General features: G+C 52.5%; 17 protein-coding genes. 16 read left to right on the top strand and 1 reads right to left on the bottom strand.

Annotated features, from left to right (window positions below):
* The first annotated feature begins 233 nt into the window (after positions 1 to 233).
* The 3 genes from udk (at position 234) to asmA (ending at position 3,422) form a co-directional block, all read left to right on the top strand.
* The gene (udk, locus tag V6E55_RS16690; protein ID WP_008500855.1) at positions 234 to 875 is read left to right on the top strand and encodes a uridine kinase; all 642 of its coding nucleotides are present in this window, start codon (positions 234 to 236) and stop codon (positions 873 to 875) included.
* A gap of 91 nt (positions 876 to 966) precedes the next feature.
* Positions 967 to 1,548, top strand: a complete 582-nt coding sequence (gene dcd, locus V6E55_RS16685) for a dCTP deaminase (RefSeq protein WP_114977763.1) — start codon at positions 967 to 969, stop codon at positions 1,546 to 1,548.
* A 23-nt stretch (positions 1,549 to 1,571) separates the two neighbouring features.
* Positions 1,572 to 3,422 (top strand): outer membrane assembly protein AsmA, encoded by a 1,851-nt coding sequence (asmA, locus tag V6E55_RS16680; RefSeq protein WP_316943412.1) that lies wholly within the window; start codon positions 1,572 to 1,574, stop codon positions 3,420 to 3,422.
* A gap of 42 nt (positions 3,423 to 3,464) precedes the next feature.
* Here the strand turns inward: asmA and V6E55_RS16675 are convergent, their stop codons facing one another.
* Positions 3,465 to 5,048 (bottom strand): TerC family protein, encoded by a 1,584-nt coding sequence (locus V6E55_RS16675; protein ID WP_236921074.1) that lies wholly within the window; start codon positions 5,046 to 5,048, stop codon positions 3,465 to 3,467.
* Positions 5,049 to 5,740: 692 nt separating this feature from the next.
* Here V6E55_RS16675 and V6E55_RS16670 point away from each other — a divergent pair.
* From V6E55_RS16670 to wcaI, 13 genes are all read left to right on the top strand, one after another.
* A complete protein-coding gene (locus V6E55_RS16670) occupies positions 5,741 to 6,880 on the top strand; it encodes a polysaccharide export protein (protein WP_028016366.1) in 1,140 nt (379 codons plus the stop codon).
* A 6-nt stretch (positions 6,881 to 6,886) separates the two neighbouring features.
* The gene (wzb, locus tag V6E55_RS16665; RefSeq protein ID WP_114977766.1) at positions 6,887 to 7,330 is read left to right on the top strand and encodes a low molecular weight protein-tyrosine-phosphatase Wzb; all 444 of its coding nucleotides are present in this window, start codon (positions 6,887 to 6,889) and stop codon (positions 7,328 to 7,330) included.
* Positions 7,331 to 7,332: 2 nt separating this feature from the next.
* Positions 7,333 to 9,495 carry a tyrosine-protein kinase Wzc gene (wzc, locus tag V6E55_RS16660; RefSeq protein ID WP_114977767.1) on the top strand — a complete coding sequence of 721 codons (2,163 nt, stop codon included), beginning with the start codon at positions 7,333 to 7,335 and terminating at the stop codon, positions 9,493 to 9,495.
* Between the two features lie 94 nt (positions 9,496 to 9,589).
* Positions 9,590 to 10,432 carry a colanic acid biosynthesis glycosyltransferase WcaA gene (gene wcaA, locus V6E55_RS16655; RefSeq protein WP_114977768.1) on the top strand — a complete coding sequence of 281 codons (843 nt, stop codon included), beginning with the start codon at positions 9,590 to 9,592 and terminating at the stop codon, positions 10,430 to 10,432.
* The gene (wcaB, locus tag V6E55_RS16650; RefSeq protein WP_023312402.1) at positions 10,432 to 10,923 is read left to right on the top strand and encodes a colanic acid biosynthesis acetyltransferase WcaB; all 492 of its coding nucleotides are present in this window, start codon (positions 10,432 to 10,434) and stop codon (positions 10,921 to 10,923) included. The genes wcaA and wcaB overlap by 1 nt, the downstream gene beginning before the upstream one ends.
* Complete coding sequence (gene wcaC / locus V6E55_RS16645) at positions 10,920 to 12,137, top strand: colanic acid biosynthesis glycosyltransferase WcaC (protein WP_236921341.1); 1,218 nt, start codon at positions 10,920 to 10,922, stop codon at positions 12,135 to 12,137. The genes wcaB and wcaC overlap by 4 nt, the downstream gene beginning before the upstream one ends.
* A complete protein-coding gene (gene wcaD, locus V6E55_RS16640) occupies positions 12,112 to 13,332 on the top strand; it encodes a colanic acid polymerase WcaD (RefSeq protein ID WP_316943410.1) in 1,221 nt (406 codons plus the stop codon). The genes wcaC and wcaD overlap by 26 nt, the downstream gene beginning before the upstream one ends.
* Before the next feature lie 12 nt (positions 13,333 to 13,344).
* Entirely contained in the window at positions 13,345 to 14,091 is a 747-nt protein-coding gene (gene wcaE, locus V6E55_RS16635; RefSeq protein WP_114977770.1) for a colanic acid biosynthesis glycosyltransferase WcaE, read from the top strand.
* A gap of 16 nt (positions 14,092 to 14,107) precedes the next feature.
* Positions 14,108 to 14,656 (top strand): colanic acid biosynthesis acetyltransferase WcaF, encoded by a 549-nt coding sequence (gene wcaF / locus V6E55_RS16630; protein WP_316943408.1) that lies wholly within the window; start codon positions 14,108 to 14,110, stop codon positions 14,654 to 14,656.
* Between the two features lie 24 nt (positions 14,657 to 14,680).
* The gene (gmd, locus tag V6E55_RS16625) at positions 14,681 to 15,802 is read left to right on the top strand and encodes a GDP-mannose 4,6-dehydratase (RefSeq protein ID WP_028016374.1); all 1,122 of its coding nucleotides are present in this window, start codon (positions 14,681 to 14,683) and stop codon (positions 15,800 to 15,802) included.
* A 2-nt stretch (positions 15,803 to 15,804) separates the two neighbouring features.
* Positions 15,805 to 16,773, top strand: coding sequence for a GDP-L-fucose synthase (gene fcl / locus V6E55_RS16620; protein ID WP_316943407.1), 969 nt, complete (start codon positions 15,805 to 15,807; stop codon positions 16,771 to 16,773).
* Positions 16,773 to 17,252 (top strand): GDP-mannose mannosyl hydrolase, encoded by a 480-nt coding sequence (locus V6E55_RS16615; protein ID WP_114977772.1) that lies wholly within the window; start codon positions 16,773 to 16,775, stop codon positions 17,250 to 17,252. Before fcl ends, V6E55_RS16615 begins: the two co-directional genes overlap by 1 nt.
* Positions 17,249 to 18,472 carry a colanic acid biosynthesis fucosyltransferase WcaI gene (wcaI, locus tag V6E55_RS16610; protein ID WP_316943406.1) on the top strand — a complete coding sequence of 408 codons (1,224 nt, stop codon included), beginning with the start codon at positions 17,249 to 17,251 and terminating at the stop codon, positions 18,470 to 18,472. The genes V6E55_RS16615 and wcaI overlap by 4 nt, the downstream gene beginning before the upstream one ends.

Raw genomic sequence — 18,472 nt, 5'->3', positions numbered from 1 at the left:
CATAATTTGACATCATAGACTTATTAAATAGTTACTCTTTATAAAATTCATATTGATTGCTGAAAAAGTGTCCGTTTAAATTTCACTAAAGGAATAATACGTCACTTTTCAGGCTGTCTCGCAGAACCTGCGCTTTCGACTGGTATCACGCCCCCGAAATCCCTATAATTGCCGCGTTTGACGCTCCGGCGTCGTCCTTCCTTAACATCCAGGTTAATCAGGTCGCTAAATTTATGACTGATAAGTCTCATCAGTGCGTCATTATAGGCATCGCCGGCGCATCGGCTTCAGGTAAAAGTCTAATTGCCAGTACGCTTTATCGCGAACTGCGTGAACAAGTAGGTGATGAGCACATCGGCGTCATTCCCGAAGACAGCTATTACAAAGATCAATCCCATCTGTCGATGGAAGAGCGCGTAAAAACCAACTATGACCACCCAAATGCAATGGATCACAGTTTACTGTTCCAGCATCTGGAAGCACTTAAGAGTGGTCAGGCGATTGAACTGCCCGTTTACAGTTATGTAGAACATACCCGCACTCAGGAAACCATCCGCATCGAGCCGAAGAAGGTCATCATCCTTGAAGGTATTCTGCTCCTGACGGATGCCCGTCTGCGTGAATCCATGAACTTCTCGATTTTCGTCGATACCCCGCTGGATATCTGCCTGATGCGCCGCATCAAACGTGACGTTAATGAGCGCGGTCGTTCAATGGACTCCGTCATGGCGCAATACCAGAAAACAGTCCGTCCAATGTTCCTGCAATTCATTGAACCGTCCAAGCAATACGCCGATATCATCGTGCCACGTGGGGGCAAAAACCGCATTGCTATTGATATCTTAAAAGCGAAAATCAGCCAGTTTTTTGAATAAGCCGCGTGAATTGTGTACCGTTCAGAGATAACCTGGTTTTACCCTGAGTGTTTACCGCCTCAGGGTACGATGCATGAAAGGAGAAAGTGCCATGCGTCTTTGTGATCGCGATATTGAAGCCTGGCTGGATGAAGGCCGTTTGTCTATTACCCCGCGTCCACCGGTGGAGCGTATCAATGGTGTGACCGTTGATGTGCGGTTGGGGAATAAATTCCGTACCTTTAGTGGCCATACCGCGCCGTTCATCGACCTCAGCGGGCCGAAGGATGAAGTCAGCGCCGCGCTTGATCGCGTGATGAGTGATGAAATCGTCATTGACGAAGGCGAAGCCTTTTATTTGCACCCAGGTGAACTGGCGCTGGCGGTGACGTATGAATCCGTGACGCTGCCGGCGGACCTGGTTGGCTGGCTGGATGGCCGCTCTTCACTGGCGCGACTGGGGTTGATGGTTCACGTGACCGCGCACCGTATTGATCCCGGCTGGTCTGGCCGTATCGTGCTGGAGTTCTTCAATGCCGGTAAACTGCCTCTGGCACTGCGCCCGGGCATGATGATTGGTGCGCTGAGCTTTGAACCGCTGACTGGCCCGGCCGAGCGTCCTTATAACCGCCGTCAGGACGCAAAATATCGCGACCAGCAGGGTGCGGTTGCCAGCCGTATTGATAAAGACTGATCAGTTAGTCCACTGAGGATGCCATGAGAAGAGTTCTGACAACGCTGATGATTTTGCTGGTGGTGCTGGTTGCTGGCCTTTCAGCGTTGGTTCTGCTGGTTAACCCGAATGATTTCCGCGCTTATATGGTGCGGCAGGTCGAGGCTCGTAGTGGTTATCAACTGAAGCTTGATGGGCCGCTGCGCTGGCACGTCTGGCCACAACTCAGCATTCTCTCTGGCCGCATGTCATTAACGGCGCCGGGGGCATCTTTACCACTGGTCTCTGCAGACAACATGCGTCTTGATGTGGCGCTGATCCCGCTCTTTTCTCACCAGTTGCAGGTTAACCAGGTGATGCTGAAAGGCGCGGTGATCCAGCTCACTCCACAGACCGAAGCTGTGCGGAACGCAAATGCGCCGGTTGCGCCGCGAGAAAATACCTTACCTGATGAACCGTCTGATACGGGCTGGTCATTTGATATCGGCAAACTGAAGGTGGCCGATAGTGTGTTGGTTTTCCAGCATGAAGGTGATGAGCAGGTCACCGTACGAAATATAAACCTGAATATGGAGCAGGATGAGCATCATCTTGCCTCGCTGGATTTTAGCGGCCGGGTGAACCGCGATCAGCGCGATCTGACCCTGTCACTGAATGCCAGCGTGAATGCGTCCGATTATCCGCATCAGCTTACCGCCGACATTCAACAACTGAACTGGCAACTGACGGGAGCCGATCTTCCCACTCAGGGAATAACCGGTCAGGGGTCGTTGCAGGCCGTGTGGCGCGAAGAACAAAAACAGCTGGAACTGGATAACCTCAACCTGCAGGCGAATGACAGTAGCCTGAAAGGGCAGGCGAGTGTCTCTCTTGAGGAAAAACCGAAGTGGGTTCTGAATCTACAGTTTGACAAACTTAACCTGGAGAATCTGCTGCCTCCTCTGCCCGCAAGCGCAACAGACAGCGATGTCACGCAAACGGGGCAAAGCCAGGCACCCAAGTCGCGTCCGGTTATCTCGTCCAATCTCGAACAACCTGACTATAACGCGCTGCGCGGATTTACAGCAGATATCCTGCTGAAAGCCAATAGCCTGCGCTGGCGCGGTATTGATTTTACTGATGTAAGCAGCCAGATGTTTAACCATAACGGTTTGCTGGTGATCTCCGAACTGAGCGGTAAACTAGGGGCTGGACACCTCTCACTGCCGGGTACTCTGGATGTCCGTAAAGATGTTCCCAGCGCCGAATTCCAGCCGCGTCTCGATAACGTGGAGATCGGCACCATCCTGAAAGCATTTAACTACCCAATATCTCTGACCGGGCAGTTGACGCTGGCAGGCGACTTCTCCGGCACAAAAATTGATGCCGATGCTTTCCGTCGCGAGTGGCAAGGTCAGGCGCATGTCGACCTGAAAGATTCCCGTATGGAAGGGCTTAACTTCCAGCAACTGGTCCAGCAGGCAGTTGAACGCAGCAGTGATGTGAAAGCCCAGGAAAACTACGACAGCGCAACGCGACTCGACAGCTTCACCACCGACATGACGCTGGATAACGGACTGCTTACTCTGGACGGCATGGAGGGAGTCTCTTCCGTGCTGTCGCTGACGGGTGAAGGTTCACTGGATCTGGTGAAAGAAACAGCGGATACACGTTTTAATATCAGGGTACTTTCCGGCTGGCAGGGTGAAAGTAAGCTGATTGACTTCCTGAAAGAGACACCGGTCCCGCTTAGCGTATATGGCAAATGGCAGGCGCTGAATTACAGCCTTCAGGTGGATCAGATCCTGCGTAAGCATCTGCAGGATGAGGCCAAACGTCGGCTTAACAACTGGGCAGATCGTAATAAAGATTCACAGACAGGCAAGGATGTGAAGAAGTTACTGGATAAGCTTTGATGTCCGATGTGCCGGGTAAGGCGTAGCCGTCACCCGGCTTTTTTACACCTCAAAATCCATCTCGTCCTCATCCCGCAGGGGGATGATCTGAACCTTCTGCACGCGATGGTTTTCAATCTGTAGCGTTTTGAGCCGATAGTCCCCCACCTGAACCTCTTCCCCCGGCTGCGGGATACGCTGCAAATACTCCATCAGCAGACCAGCAATGGTGTGATACTCACGTTTTTCATCCAGTGGCAGGGGAACGTACTGAATCAGGTCGTCAAGCGGCATATGGCCGTTGGCCGTCCATGAGCCATCTGCATTTTTCTGGATGTCATGGCGGGCATCAATCTCATCCACCTCGTTTGGCAAATTACCGGCGATGGTTTCCATCACGTCGCTGAGCGTGACCAGCCCTTCAACCGAACCAAACTCATCTACGACAAAAGCGAAGTGCGTGCGCGCGTTACGGAATTGCTCAAGGGCAGAGAGCAGATGCAGCCCCTCGGGGAACACCAGTGGCTGGCGCACCAGCACGCGCAGGTTTAACGCTTCGCCGTGTAACTGTTGTTGCAGCAGGTCGATGACATGTACCACCCCCAGCAACTCTTCCTCTTCCTCACCGCCAGTCACGACCACACGGGTATGCTGATTTCTATCCAGCAATGCGCGAATGTGTTCTTCCGGTGCTGTCAGGTCGATATGCTCGATATCGTGACGTGAGGTCATGATACTGCTGACTGAACGCTGATTCAGATTGAGCACCCGCTCAATCATTAGCCGCTCCTGCGGGTTAAAGATCTGCCCGTCGTTATGATCGGCCAGCATCGCAGAGGATTCGGCATCTAACTCTGCGTCCTCTTTTTGTCCGCTGAGCAGGCGCATCACGGTGTCGGCAGTGCGCTGACGCAGGCTCTGGTTTGCTGACAAAAAGCGACGACGGTTGAATATGGCGAGTTGGTTCAGTGACTCAATCATCACCGAGAAGCCGATCGCGGCGTACAGGTAGCCTTTAGGAATATGGAAGCCAAAACCGTCTGCTACCAGGCTAAAGCCAATCATCAGCAGGAAGCTCAGGCAGAGGATGACGATGGTCGGGTGGCTGTTCACAAACCGCGTCAACGCTTTGCTCGCCATTACCATCAGCGTGATGGCGATAATCACCGCAGCCATCATGACGGCAAGATGGTCCACCATCCCGACGGCAGTGATCACTGAGTCCAGAGAGAAGACCGCATCCAGTACCACAATTTGCGCCACTACCGGCCAGAATTTAGCTCCCCGTCGTTGGGTGGGATTTTCGCTGTCTTTCCCTTCGAGCCGTTCGTTCAGTTCTACTGTGGCTTTGAACAACAGGAACAACCCGCCGAAGAGCATGATCAGATCGCGGGCACTGAAGCTGAGATTATATAGAGTAATCAGCGGTTTAGTTAGTGTGACCAGCCAGGAAATTGACGCCAGCAGCAGCAATCGCATCGCCATCGCCAGCAGTAAGCCCGTCACGCGCGCGCGGTCGCGCTGGGAAGGGGGAAGCTTTTCAGCAAGGATGGCGATAAAGACCAGATTATCAATACCGAGAACTAATTCGATGACGACCAGCGTAACCAGCCCGGCCCAGATTGATGGATCGGCAATCCATTCCATAGTAAGAGCAATACCTTCTGTTATATGACTAATGTCACACTTCGATCATGGATAAAGCTGAAAGAAATTGCAATGCCGGGATGCGATTTCTCTTAATACGTTGTGCTAAACAGAGTGTCATAGATTCAAACTGTAAATAAGGTAAATGCGTAGATTTAATTACAGAAAGAAATTTTAGGATATATCGCAGATAATGGTTTTTATTTTTATATTGTCAATATAAAGAAAATCCTAAAAGGTAAAAACTTTGCTCTTAATATTAATCTTAAAAACAGATATTGAGAGAGATGTCTCCTTGCCTGCTATTAGGTAAGCTGCAACAATTCTCCCGGCACCAAATGTTAAATCTCGGTGTTGCAATTATTGTTTTGGTCTTCAGACAGGGTTATTCATTATCCGTTGGATGTTTCAGGCGGTTGATATATTTCCAGAAGACCATCCTCAAGAGGGTGTCTATCCATAACACATTGTTTAGTCAGTGGATTGGTAACTGAAAGCCAAGGGCGGTAGCGTGCCTGAAAGCGTGTGAATCAGCCCCGGTTATTCTGTCAAGAGCCAATGGATGAATAAGCTTTTTTTAGGACTGATGCCAGTTATATTTCTATTTGATTAACTGCATGCTGAAACTCAATACAGCTCGAGCTTATTTAAATTGAACGGGATAATTACTCTGCCAAAGTGATAAATAATCAATGATGAAATCCAAAATGAAATTGATGCCATTATTGGTATCTGCACTCTTGATGAGCGGTTGTACGGTCTTTCCCGGCAGCAATATGTCCACTATGGGCAAGGACGTGATTAAACAACAAGATGCCGATTTTGATCTCGACAAAATGGTGAATGTTTATCCACTCACGCCACGTCTGGTGGAACAATTGCGTCCACGTCCAAATGTTGCCCAGCCGAATATGTCTCTGGACCAGGAGATTGCCGCTTACCAGTACCGCGTGGGGCCGGGTGACGTTATCAACGTGACCGTCTGGGACCACCCTGAACTGACCACTCCTGCGGGTCAGTACCGTAGCTCAAGCGACACCGGGAACTGGGTGCAGTCTGACGGCACCATGTTCTATCCCTATATCGGTAAAGTTCATGTTGCCGGCAAAACGCTTGCCGAGATCCGTAGTGATATTACCGGCCGCTTAGCGCAGTACATCGCTGACCCGCAGGTGGACGTTAATATCGCCGCATTCCGCTCGCAAAAGGCCTATATCTCCGGCCAGGTGAACAAATCAGGTCAGCAGGCCATCACCAACGTCCCACTGACTGTGCTGGACGCCATTAACTCTGCGGGTGGCTTAACCGATGGTGCCGACTGGCGCAACGTGGTGCTGACCCACAACGGTAAAGAGCAGCGTATTTCGCTGCAGGCGCTGATGCAAAACGGCGATCTGACCCAGAACCGGCTGCTCTATCCGGGGGACATTCTTTACGTGCCACGCAATGACGATCTGAAAGTCTTCGTGATGGGGGAAGTGAAGAAACAGAGCACCCTCAAAATGGACTTCAGCGGTATGACCCTGACCGAAGCGTTGGGCAATGCGGAAGGTATCGATCTGACCTCGTCTAACGCCAGCGGCATCTTTGTGATCCGTCCGCTGAAAGGTGAGGGCAGCGCGAAAGGCAAGATTGCCAACATTTATCAGTTGGATATGTCCGATGCGACATCGCTGGTAATGGCAACGGAGTTCCGTCTCCAGCCATACGATGTGGTGTACGTCACCACCGCGCCGGTTGCCCGCTGGAACCGCCTGATCAACCAGTTGCTGCCAACCATCAGTGGCGTTCGCTACATGACGGATACGGCGCGCGACATTCATACCTGGTAATCCATGATGTTTAACAAAATTCTGGTGGTATGCGTGGGGAACATTTGCCGTTCCCCCACGGCTGAACGGTTGCTGAAACAGTACCAGCCTGCATTGGTCGTTGAGTCCGCAGGGCTGGGGGCGCTGGTCGGCAAAGGTGCTGATGAGCGCGCAACGAGCGTGGCCCGGGATCATAACCTTTCTCTTGATGGACACATTGCCCGCCAGGTCACCGGCCGGATGTGCCGGGAGTATGACCTGATCCTGACGATGGAAAAGCGCCATATTCATGCGCTATGCGATATCGCACCGGAGATGCGCGGGAAAGTGATGTTGTTTGGTCACTGGGAAAATGAACGTGAAATCCCAGACCCGTATCGCAAAAGCCATGAGGCCTTCGAGGCGGTTTACACCTTACTTGACCAGTCTGCCCAACAATGGGCGCAGGCACTGAAAGCTCAGCAGGGATAACAATGACAGAAAAAACAAGACTTTCTGCCGCCCCGACTTCGGGCAGTGATGAAATTGATATTGGGCGCCTGGTCGGCACGGTTGTAGAGGCAAAGTGGTGGGTGCTTGGGATCACCGCCGTGTTTGCCGCTGCCGCTGTCGTCTATACGCTGTTCGCAACGCCTATCTACAGCGCTGACGCGCTGGTGCAGATTGAACAAAATACCGGAAATTCGCTGGTGCAGGATATCGGTTCTGCGCTGGCGAACAAACCGCCGGCATCCGACGCTGAAATTCAGCTGATCCAGTCGCGTCTGGTTTTGGGTAAAACAGTTCACGACCTCGGACTCGATATCTCCGTCACCAAAAATACCTTCCCGGTATTTGGTGCCGGTTGGGATCGTTTGATGGGGCGCAACAATGACACGGTGAAAGTCACTGACTTCGTGCTGCCGAAAGGGGCTGCCGATCAGACGTTTACCCTGACGGTGCTTGGCCCGAAACAGTACCAGTTGACCAGCGACGCGGGCTTTAGCGCGCGCGGCGAAGTGGGACAGATGCTGACCAAAGAGGGCGTCAGCATGATGGTCAGCGCGATTAACGCCCATGAAGGGGGAGAGTTTACCGTCACTAAATTCTCCACGCTGGGGATGATCAACAATCTGCAAAACAACCTGACCGTCACCGAAAACGGTAAGGACACCGGCGTGCTGAGCATGACTTTTACCGGTGAAGATAAAGATCAGATTCGCAATATCCTGAACAGCATCACCCGCAACTATCTTGAGCAGAACGTCGAGCGTAAGTCTGCTGAAGCAGCGAAAAGCCTGGCCTTCCTTGCGAAACAGCTCCCGGAAGTGCGTGCCCATCTGGATGAGGCCGAGAACAAGCTGAACGCTTATCGTCAGGATAAAGACTCTGTCGACCTGCCGCTGGAGGCGAAATCAGTTCTCGATTCGATGGTCAACATTGATGCTCAGCTTAACGAGCTGACTTTCAAAGAAGCCGAGATTTCCAAGCTCTATACCAAACGTCACCCGGCCTACCGCACGCTGCTTGAGAAACGCCGCACGCTGGAAGAGGAAAAGGCAAAGCTCAACGGCCGCGTGACCGCGATGCCGAAAACGCAGCAGGAAATCGTGCGTTTGACTCGCGACGTGGAATCGGGCCAGCAGGTTTATATGCAACTGCTGAACAAACAGCAGGAGCTGAAAATCACCGAAGCCAGTACCGTCGGGGACGTTCGTATTGTTGACCCGGCCATTACTCAGCCCGGTGTGTTGAAGCCGAAGAAAGCGCTGATTATTCTCGGCAGCATTATTCTCGGCCTGATGCTCTCCATCGTTGGCGTGCTGCTGCGTTCGCTGTTCAACCGCGGTATCGAAAGCCCGCAGGTGCTGGAAGAGAATGGCATCAACGTCTACGCCAGCATCCCGCTGTCTGAATGGCAAAAGTCCCGTGACAGCGTCAAAACCATCAAAGGCGTTAAGCGTTACAAACAAAGCCAGTTGCTGGCGGTGGGTAACCCAACCGACCTTGCCATCGAAGCGATCCGTAGCCTGCGCACCAGTCTGCATTTCGCCATGATGCAGGCCAAAAACAACGTCCTGATGTTAACCGGTGTTAGCCCGTCAATCGGTAAGACCTTTGTCTGCGCCAACCTGGCGGCGGTGGTCAGCCAGACTAACAAGCGTGTTCTGCTGATCGACTGCGATATGCGCAAAGGCTATACCCATGAACTGCTGGGCACCAACAACACAAATGGTCTGTCGGAAATCCTGCTCGGCAAAGGTGAGATCAGCCAGAGTGCGAAACCGACAACGATCCCGAAATTCGACCTGATCCCACGTGGACAGGTACCACCGAACCCATCTGAACTGCTGATGAGCGAGCGTTTTGCTGAGCTGGTGGAGTGGGCAAGTAAGCATTACGACCTGGTGTTAATTGATACCCCGCCAATTCTGGCCGTGACCGATGCCGCCGTGGTTGGCCGTCTTGCAGGTACCACGTTGATGGTCGCGCGCTATGCGGTGAACACCATTAAAGAAGTGGAAACCAGCCTGAGCCGCTTCGAACAGAACGGGATTGAGGTCAAAGGGGTGATCCTGAACTCCATCTTCCGTCGCGCGAGCGGGTATCAGGATTACGGTTACTACGAGTACGAATACAAATCTGACAGCAAATAAAAATCCCCCTCACCCTAACCCTCTCCTCTGAGGGGAGAGCAGCTTTTCTCCCTCTCTCATGGAGAGGAGCGGGGTGAGGGATAAGGGGAAGACCATGACCACACAACGCCCTTTAGTTTCTATCTATATGCCGACATGGAATCGTCAGCAACTGGCGATCCGCGCGATTAAATCCGTCCTGCGACAGGATTACGATAACTGGGAGTTGATCATCGTAGATGACTGTTCCTCTTCGTATGAGCAGTTGCAAAAGTTTGTCACTGACCTCAATGACCCGCGCGTTAGCTATACCCATAACGCGATCAACTCCGGCGCGTGTGCGGTGCGTAATCAGGCGATTATGCAGGCGAAAGGGCAATATCTGACCGGAATTGATGACGATGACGAATGGACGCCGAACCGTCTGTCGACATTCCTGTCGCACAAGGAACAGTTGGTCACGCATGCTTTCCTGTATGCCAACGATTATGTCTGTCAGGGCGAAGTCTACTCGCAGCCTGCCAGCCTGCCGTTGTACCCGAAATCACCGTACTCCCGCCGCCTGTTCTACAAGCGCAACATTATTGGTAACCAGGTCTTTACGTGGGCGTGGCGCTTTAAAGAGTGCCTGTTCGATACCGAACTCAAGGCCGCGCAGGATTACGACATCTTCCTGCGGATGGTGGTGGAATACGGTGAGCCGTGGAAAGTGGAAGAGGCCACGCAGATCCTGCATATCAACCACGGGGAGATGCAAATCACCTCCTCGCCGAAGAAATTCTCGGGTTACTTCCATTTTTACCGCAAGCACAAGGACAAGTTTGACCGTGCCAGCCGGAAGTATCAGCTCTTTACTCTTTATCAGATCCGCAACAAGCGCATGAACTGGCGCACGTTGCTGACATTGCTGTCCGTGCGTAACGGCAAGCGTCTGGCTGACGGGCTTCGGGGGAAATAATGTTTCTGGAAGATTGCCGCGCAAACAGCTGGAGCCTGCGCCCGTGCTGCATGGTCCTGGCATACCGCATCGCGCATTTTTGCTCGGTGTGGCGCAAGAAAAATGTGCTGAACAATATCTGGGCGGCACCGGTGCTGGTGCTGTACCGCATCATCACCGAATGTTTTTTTGGCTACGAGATTCAGGCCGCTGCCACCATTGGCCGCCGCTTTACCATCCACCATGGCTATGCGGTGGTGATCAACAAGTTCGTGGTCGCCGGGGATGATTTCACTATTCGTCATGCGGTCACCATCGGTAACCGTGGGCCTGACAGTCTTGCCTGCCCGGTTATCGGCAATAACGTCGAGCTCGGCGCGAACGTGGTGATCATTGGCGATATCACGATTGGTAACAACGTCACCATTGGCGCTGGCAGTGTGGTGCTGGACAGCATTCCGGATAACGCGCTGGTGGTGGGAGAAAAAGCCCGCGTGAAGGTAATTAAATGAATATTCTGCAATTTAACGTACGCCTCGCAGAAGGCGGGGCGGCCGGCGTGGCGCTGGATCTGCACCAGCGTGCGCTGCAAAAAGGGTTACAGTCCCGTTTTGTCTATGGCTATGGCAAAGGGGGTAAGAAAAGCGTTAGCCATGATCGCTATCCGCAGGTGTTGAAACAGACCCCACGATTGACGTCGATTGCCAACATTGCACTGTTCCGCCTGTTTAACCGCGATCTGTTTGGCAATCTGAATAACCTTTACCGCACTGTGACGCGAACTACCGGTCCGGTGGTGCTGCATTTTCATGTGTTGCACAGCTACTGGCTCAACCTGGAAGAGGTGGTGGCGTTTTGTGAGAACGTGCAGGCACATAAACCGGACACCCGTTTTATCTGGACGCTGCACGATCACTGGAGTGTAACCGGCCGTTGCGCGTTTACCGACGGTTGCGAAGGCTGGAAAAATAACTGCCAGAAATGCCCGACATTAAATAACTACCCGCCAGTGAAAGTGGATCGTGCTCATCAACTGGTGGCAGGAAAGCGCCAGCTGTTCCGCGACATGCTTTCGCTGGGGTGCACGTTTATTTCCCCAAGCCAGCATGTGGCGGATGCGTTCAACAGCCTTTACGGGGCAGGGCGCTGCAAGATTATCAACAATGGCATCGATGTGGCGACGGAAGCCATTCTTGCCGAGCTGACACCGGTGGCCGAAACCACGGGTAAACCGAAAATCGCTATCGTTGCGCATGACCTGCGTTACGACGGTAAAACCAATCAGCAACTGGTGCGCGACATGATGGCGCTGGGTGACAACATTGAGCTGCACACCTTCGGCAAGTTTTCCCCGTTCGAAGGGGCAAACGTGGTCAATCACGGGTTTGAAACCGACAAACGCAAACTGATGAGCGCACTCAACGGAATGGATGCGCTGGTGTTCAGCTCCCGCGTGGATAACTACCCCCTGATCCTCTGCGAAGCGCTCTCTATCGGTGTGCCCGTGATTGCCACCCACAGCGATGCGGCGCGTGAAGTGCTGGAAAAATCGGGCGGTAAAACGTTCGCTGAAAACGAGGTGCTGCCGCTGGTGCAACTGCCAAAAGCCGATATCGCGCAGGCCGTATTTGGTACTGACCTGGAATCGTTCCGCAAGCGCAGCCGCAAGGCCTACAGTGGACAACAGATGCTGGAGGAGTATGTCTCGTTCTATCAGAATCTGTAGTTATCTGTTGCTGCCGCTGATCTACCTGCTGGTTAACGTTAAGATTGCCCAGCTCGGCGAAAGCTTCCCGATAACTATCGTTACTTTCTTACCTGTCCTGCTTCTGCTGTATGTCGATAAAATCAACCTTAAGAAGCTGATGATTGCCCTGGGGATGGGCACGGGCCTGACGCTATTTAACTACATCTTTGGTCAGTCACTGGATGCCAGTAAATACGTCACCTCGACCATGCTGTTTGTTTATATTGTTATTATTATCGGTATGGTCTGGAGTATTCGTTTTAAAACGATTTCTCCGCACAATTATCGGAAAATCCTTAGGTTCTTTTATATTGCCGTTGCGTTAATTGTTATGCTTGCTGCACTGGAAATGGCGCAAATTATTTTGACCGGTGGCAGCAGCCTGATGGAGATAATTTCGAAGTATCTCATTTACAGTAACAGCTATGTATTGAACTTCATCAAGTTTGGCGGGAAGCGTACCACAGCCCTCTATTTTGAACCGGCGTTTTTCGCTCTGGCGTTAATCTCAATTTGGCTCAGCATCAAACAGTTTGGTATCAAAACGCCTAAGACCGATGCTATGATTCTTGCAGGAATTGTTCTGTCAGGATCGTTCTCAGGGGTAATGACATTTATCCTGTTTTACCTGCTTGAGTGGGCGTTCCAGTATCTGAACAAAGAGGCGATTAAGAAAAAACTGCCGCTGGCGATTATCTCCCTGACGGTATTTATGGTAGGCGTGATATTTGCTTTCCCTTACATCTCAGAACGTCTGGGTGATTTGGGAACAGAAGGGTCTTCGTCTTATTATCGCATCATTGGTCCGCTGGTGATGGTGGGTTATTCCTTAACCCATATTGATGGTGTAGTAAGATTCGGCTCACTTTACGAATATGTTGCATCATTCGGAATCTTTAACGGTGCGGATGTCGGTAAAACCATAGACAATGGTCTGTATCTGTTAATTATTTATTTTTCGTGGTTTGCCGTACTGTTGACAATTTGGTATCTGTTTAAAGTTTTCAAAATAATGATTAACGCGTTTGGTGATAACCAGAACTTTCGCGTGCAACTTTATCTGTTTACGCCAGTGTCGCTGTTTTTTACCGGTTCAATATTTAGCCCGGAATATGCTTTCTTAATTGTTTGTCCGTTTATTCTGCGTAAAGCGCTTAATATTACGAATTCATGACGAGGTGGTCTTATGTTTCTAAGCGTCATTACTGTCGCTTTTCGTAATTACGAAGGGGTGGTAAAAACCTGGCGCTCGCTGCGCAATCTGGCGCGCGATCCAAGCCTTACTTTTGAATGGATCGTGGTTGATGGCGGGTCGAACGATGGCACGGCGGAGTTTCTGGAAAAACTCAACGGTGAGTTCAACTTACGCTACATCAGTGAGAAAGATAAAGGCATCTACGATGCGATGAATAAAGGCATTGAGATGGCGCAGGGGCGCTATGCGATCTTCCTGAACTCTGGCGATGTGTTCCACGATGACGTGGCGCAATTTGCTCGTCAACTGTCACGACAGAAAGATGATGCCATGGTGATTGGTGATGCGCTGCTGGATTTCGGTGATGGCCATAAAGTTTGCCGTAGCGCGAAGCCGGGTTGGTATATCTACCATAGTTTACCCGCCAGTCATCAGGCCATTTTCTTTCCGGTAAAAGGTCTGAAAAAGCAGCCATACGACTTGCAATATAAAGTGTCATCCGATTATGCGCTGGCAGCGAGTTTATATAAGTCTGGCTACCCGTTCCGTCGAATTAAAGGCCTGGTGTCTGAGTTTTCCATGGGCGGTGTGTCAACCTCGAATAATCTGGAATTGTGTAAGGATGCAAAAAGCGTACAGCGTAAAATATTGCGCGTGCCGGCTTTCTGGGCAGAACTGTCTTATTTATTGCGTCTGAAGACCACGGGTAAAACCAAAGCCTTATATAACAAAGCCTGAAATATAAGGAAACGCAATGCAGGATCTTAAAGGATTCACCGTGCCGAAAGGCTTTCGCGGTGGTAACGGTATTAAGGTGCAGTTGTGGTGGGCCGTTCAGTCAACGTTATTTGCCTGGTCGCCACAAATATTGTACCGCTGGCGGGCATTTTTATTACGCCTGTTTGGCGCAAAAATCGGAAAAAACGTAGTCATCCGACCTTCAGTGAAAATTACCTATCCGTGGAAATTAACACTTGGGGATTACGCATGGGTAGGGGATGACGCGGTGTTATATACCCTTGGCGAAATTACGATTGGCGCAAATTCGGTGGTTTCACAGAAGTGTTATCTGTGCACCGGTAGCCACGACTTTATGAGTCAGCATTTTGATATTACCGCGTCGCCCATTGTGATCGGTGAAAAATGCTGGCTGGCGACAGATGTTTTTGTTGCACCGGGTGTTTCTGTTGGCGATGGCACGGTAGTCGGTGCCCGCAGCAGCGTTTTTAAATCGCTACCGGCAAATAAAGTTTGCCGTGGCAACCCCGCAGTGGTGATACGCGAACGCGTTGAAACTGATTAAATTCATAAGTAGAGGAATATAAACATGTCTAAAGTCGCTCTCATCACCGGCGTTACCGGGCAGGATGGTTCTTACCTGGCAGAGTTACTGCTGGAAAAAGGGTATGAAGTGCACGGTATTAAACGTCGTGCGTCTTCTTTCAATACTGAACGTGTGGATCATATTTATCAGGATCCACACGCGGCGAACCCGAAATTCCATCTGCACTACGGCGACCTGACCGATACCTCAAACCTGACCCGTATTCTGCAGGAAGTGCAGCCGGATGAAGTGTACAACCTGGGCGCGATGAGCCACGTAGCCGTTTCTTTCGAATCCCCGGAATACACCGCTGACGTTGATGCCATGGGCACGCTGCGTCTGCTGGAAGCGATTCGTTTCCTTGGTCTTGAGAAGAAAACCCGTTTCTACCAGGCATCTACCTCTGAGCTGTACGGTCTGGTGCAGGAAATCCCGCAGAAAGAGACCACGCCGTTCTACCCACGTTCACCCTACGCGGTAGCAAAACTGTACGCCTACTGGATCACCGTAAACTACCGTGAATCCTATGGCATGTACGCCTGTAACGGCATTCTGTTCAACCACGAATCTCCACGCCGCGGCGAAACTTTCGTGACCCGTAAAATCACCCGCGCAATTGCCAACATCGCTCAGGGCCTGGAGTCTTGCCTGCACCTCGGCAACATGGACTCCCTGCGTGACTGGGGCCATGCCAAAGACTACGTGAAAATGCAGTGGATGATGCTGCAACAGGACAAACCTGAAGACTTCGTCATTGCGACCGGCGTGCAGTATTCCGTCCGTCAGTTCGTTGAAATGGCTGCGGCACAGCTGGGCATCAAACTGCGCTTCGAAGGCACTGGTGTGGATGAGAAGGGCATTGTGGTTTCCGTCACTGGCCACGACGCACCGGGCGTGAAACCAGGCGACGTGATTGTTCAGGTTGACCCGCGTTACTTCCGTCCTGCTGAAGTGGAAACCCTGCTGGGTGACCCAACCAAAGCGCACGAGACCCTGGGCTGGAAACCAGAGACCACTCTGCAGGAGATGGTTTCCGAGATGGTAGCCAAAGATCTTGAAGCAGCGAAAAAACACTCCCTGCTCAAGTCTCATGGCTACGAGGTTGCCATCGCGCTGGAGTCCTGAGAATGACAAAACAACGTATTTTTGTCGCCGGTCATCGCGGAATGGTGGGTTCCGCGATTGTTCGCCAGCTGGAGCAGCGCGGTGACGTTGAAGTGGTTGTCCGCACGCGTGACGAGCTGAACCTGCTCGATAGCCGTGCGGTACAGGACTTCTTTGCAAACGAACGCATTGACCAGGTGTATCTGGCGGCGGCGAAAGTGGGTGGCATCGTCGCCAACAACACTTACCCGGCGGATTTCATCTACGAGAACATGATGATCGAGAGCAACATCATTCATGCGGCGCACCTGCACAACGTGAATAAGCTGCTGTTCCTCGGCTCATCCTGTATCTACCCGAAAATGGCGAAGCAGCCAATCGCCGAAAGCGAACTGCTGCAGGGGACGCTGGAAGCGACCAACGAACCCTACGCCATCGCCAAGATTGCCGGGATCAAGCTGTGCGAGTCTTACAACCGTCAGTATAACCGCGACTATCGCTCGGTGATGCCGACCAACCTGTACGGGCCGCACGACAACTTCCACCCGAGCAACTCGCATGTGATCCCGGCGCTGCTGCGTCGTTTTCACGAGGCGACCGCCGAAAACGCGCCAGATGTGGTGGTGTGGGGCAGTGGTACGCCAATGCGTGAATTCCTGCACGTGGACGACATGGCGGCCGCCAGCATTCACGTGATGGAGCTGGATCGCGAGGTGTGGCAAGAGAACACTGAGCCAATGCTGTCGCACATCAACGTGGGCACTGGCATTGACTGCACTATCCGCGAGCTGGCGCAAACCATCGCGCAGGTGGTGGGCTACAAAGGCCGCGTGGTGTTTGACGCCACCAAACCGGACGGCACGCCGCGCAAACTGCTGGACGTGACTCGTCTGCATCAGCTGGGCTGGTACCACGAGGTGTCACTGGAGCAGGGGCTGGCCAGTACTTACCAGTGGTTCCTGGAAAACCAGCACCGCTTCCGGGGGTCATGATGTTTTTAAGTCAGGAAGATTTTGCCACGGTAGTGCGTTCCACTCCGCTCATCTCAATAGATTTGATTGTGGAGAACGAACGCGGCGAGTTCTTGCTGGGGAAACGAACCAACCGTCCTGCACAGGGCTTCTGGTTCGTGCCCGGCGGGCGCGTGCAGAAGGATGAGACGCTTACAGATGCCTTTGAGCGCCTCACTCTGGGTGAACTGGGTCTGCAACAGCCGATGGCTGCGGGCCAGTTTTTCGGGGTCTGGCAGCACTTCTATGACGATAACTTTTCGGGCTCCGGGTTCAGCACGCACTACATCGTGCTGGGGTTCCGCCTGAAGGTGCGTGAGGCAGACCTGCGTCTGCCTGATGCTCAGCATGACGACTACCGCTGGCAGACGCCAGAGGCGTTGCTCGCGAGCGACAACGTCCACGACAACAGTCGGGCGTATTTCCTTGCGGATCGTCAGGCTGGAGTGCCGGGCTTATGAAAATTTTGGTGTATGGAATCAACTACTCGCCGGAACTAACCGGTATCGGGAAATACACCGGCGAGATGGTCGAGTGGATGGCGAGCCAGGGACATGACGTGCGGGTCATTACCGCGCCGCCGTACTACCCGGAATGGAAAGTGGGCGAGCGCTACTCAAGCTGGCGCTACCGTCGCGAAGAGGGCGCGGCAACTGTATGGCGTTGCCCGCTGTATGTGCCTAAGCAGCCGTCAACGCTGAAACGCTTGATTCACCTTGGCAGCTTTGCCCTGAGCAGTTTTTTCCCGCTGATGGCTCAACGTCGCTGGAAGCCGGATCGCATCATCGGTGTGGTGCCGACGCTGTTTTGCACGCCAGGCATGCGCCTGCTGGGCAAACTCTCGGGCGCGCGCACCTTGCTGCATATTCAGGATTATGAAGTGGACGCCATGCTTGGCCTGGGGATGGCAGGCAAAAGTAAAGGCGGCAAAGTGGCGAAACTCGCCAGCGCGTTTGAGCGTAGCGGTCTGCATAACGTGGATTATGTCTCGACCATCTCGCGCTCAATGATGAACAAAGCGCAGGAGAAGGGCGTTCCGGCTCAGAAGGTGATCTTCTTCCCCAACTGGTCCGAAGTGGCGCGTTTTCGCGACGTAACTGAAAGTGACGCTCAGGCGCTACGCAGCCAGCTCGGGTTGCCTGATGATCAAAAAATCATTCTTTACTCAGGCAACATCGGTGAAAAGCAGGGGCTGGAGAGCGTGATTGAAGCGGCCCAGTTGCTCAGCAAGCAGCCGTGGATGTTTGTGATTGTCGGGCAGGGCGGTGGAAAGGCGCGGCTGGAAAAAATGGCAAGCGAACGCGGCCTGACCAACGTGAAATTTTTCCCGCTTCAGTCCTACGAAGCTCTGCCTGCACTGCTGAAGATGGGAGATTGCCATCTGGTTGTGCAGAAGCGCGGCGCGGCGGATGCGGTGCTGCCGTCCAAACTGACCAACATTCTGGCAGTGGGTGGTAACGCGGTGATTACGGCAGAAGCCGAAACAGAATTAGGCCAGCTGTGTGACAGCTATCCGGGGATCGCGGTGTGCGTGGAGCCGGAATCGGTCCCGGCGCTGGTCACCGGCATTGAACAGGCACTTGCCATGCCAAAAGTGAACACGGTGGCACGTGAATATGCCGAACGCACGCTCGAAAAAGAGAACGTGTTGAGCCAATTTATTGCAGATATACGGGGATAA

Origin of the sequence: Enterobacter sp. 342 (assembly GCF_036663495.1) — a bacterium.
Classification (GTDB): Bacteria; Pseudomonadota; Gammaproteobacteria; order Enterobacterales; family Enterobacteriaceae; genus Enterobacter.
This window is presented reverse-complemented; position numbering and strand designations above follow the sequence as displayed.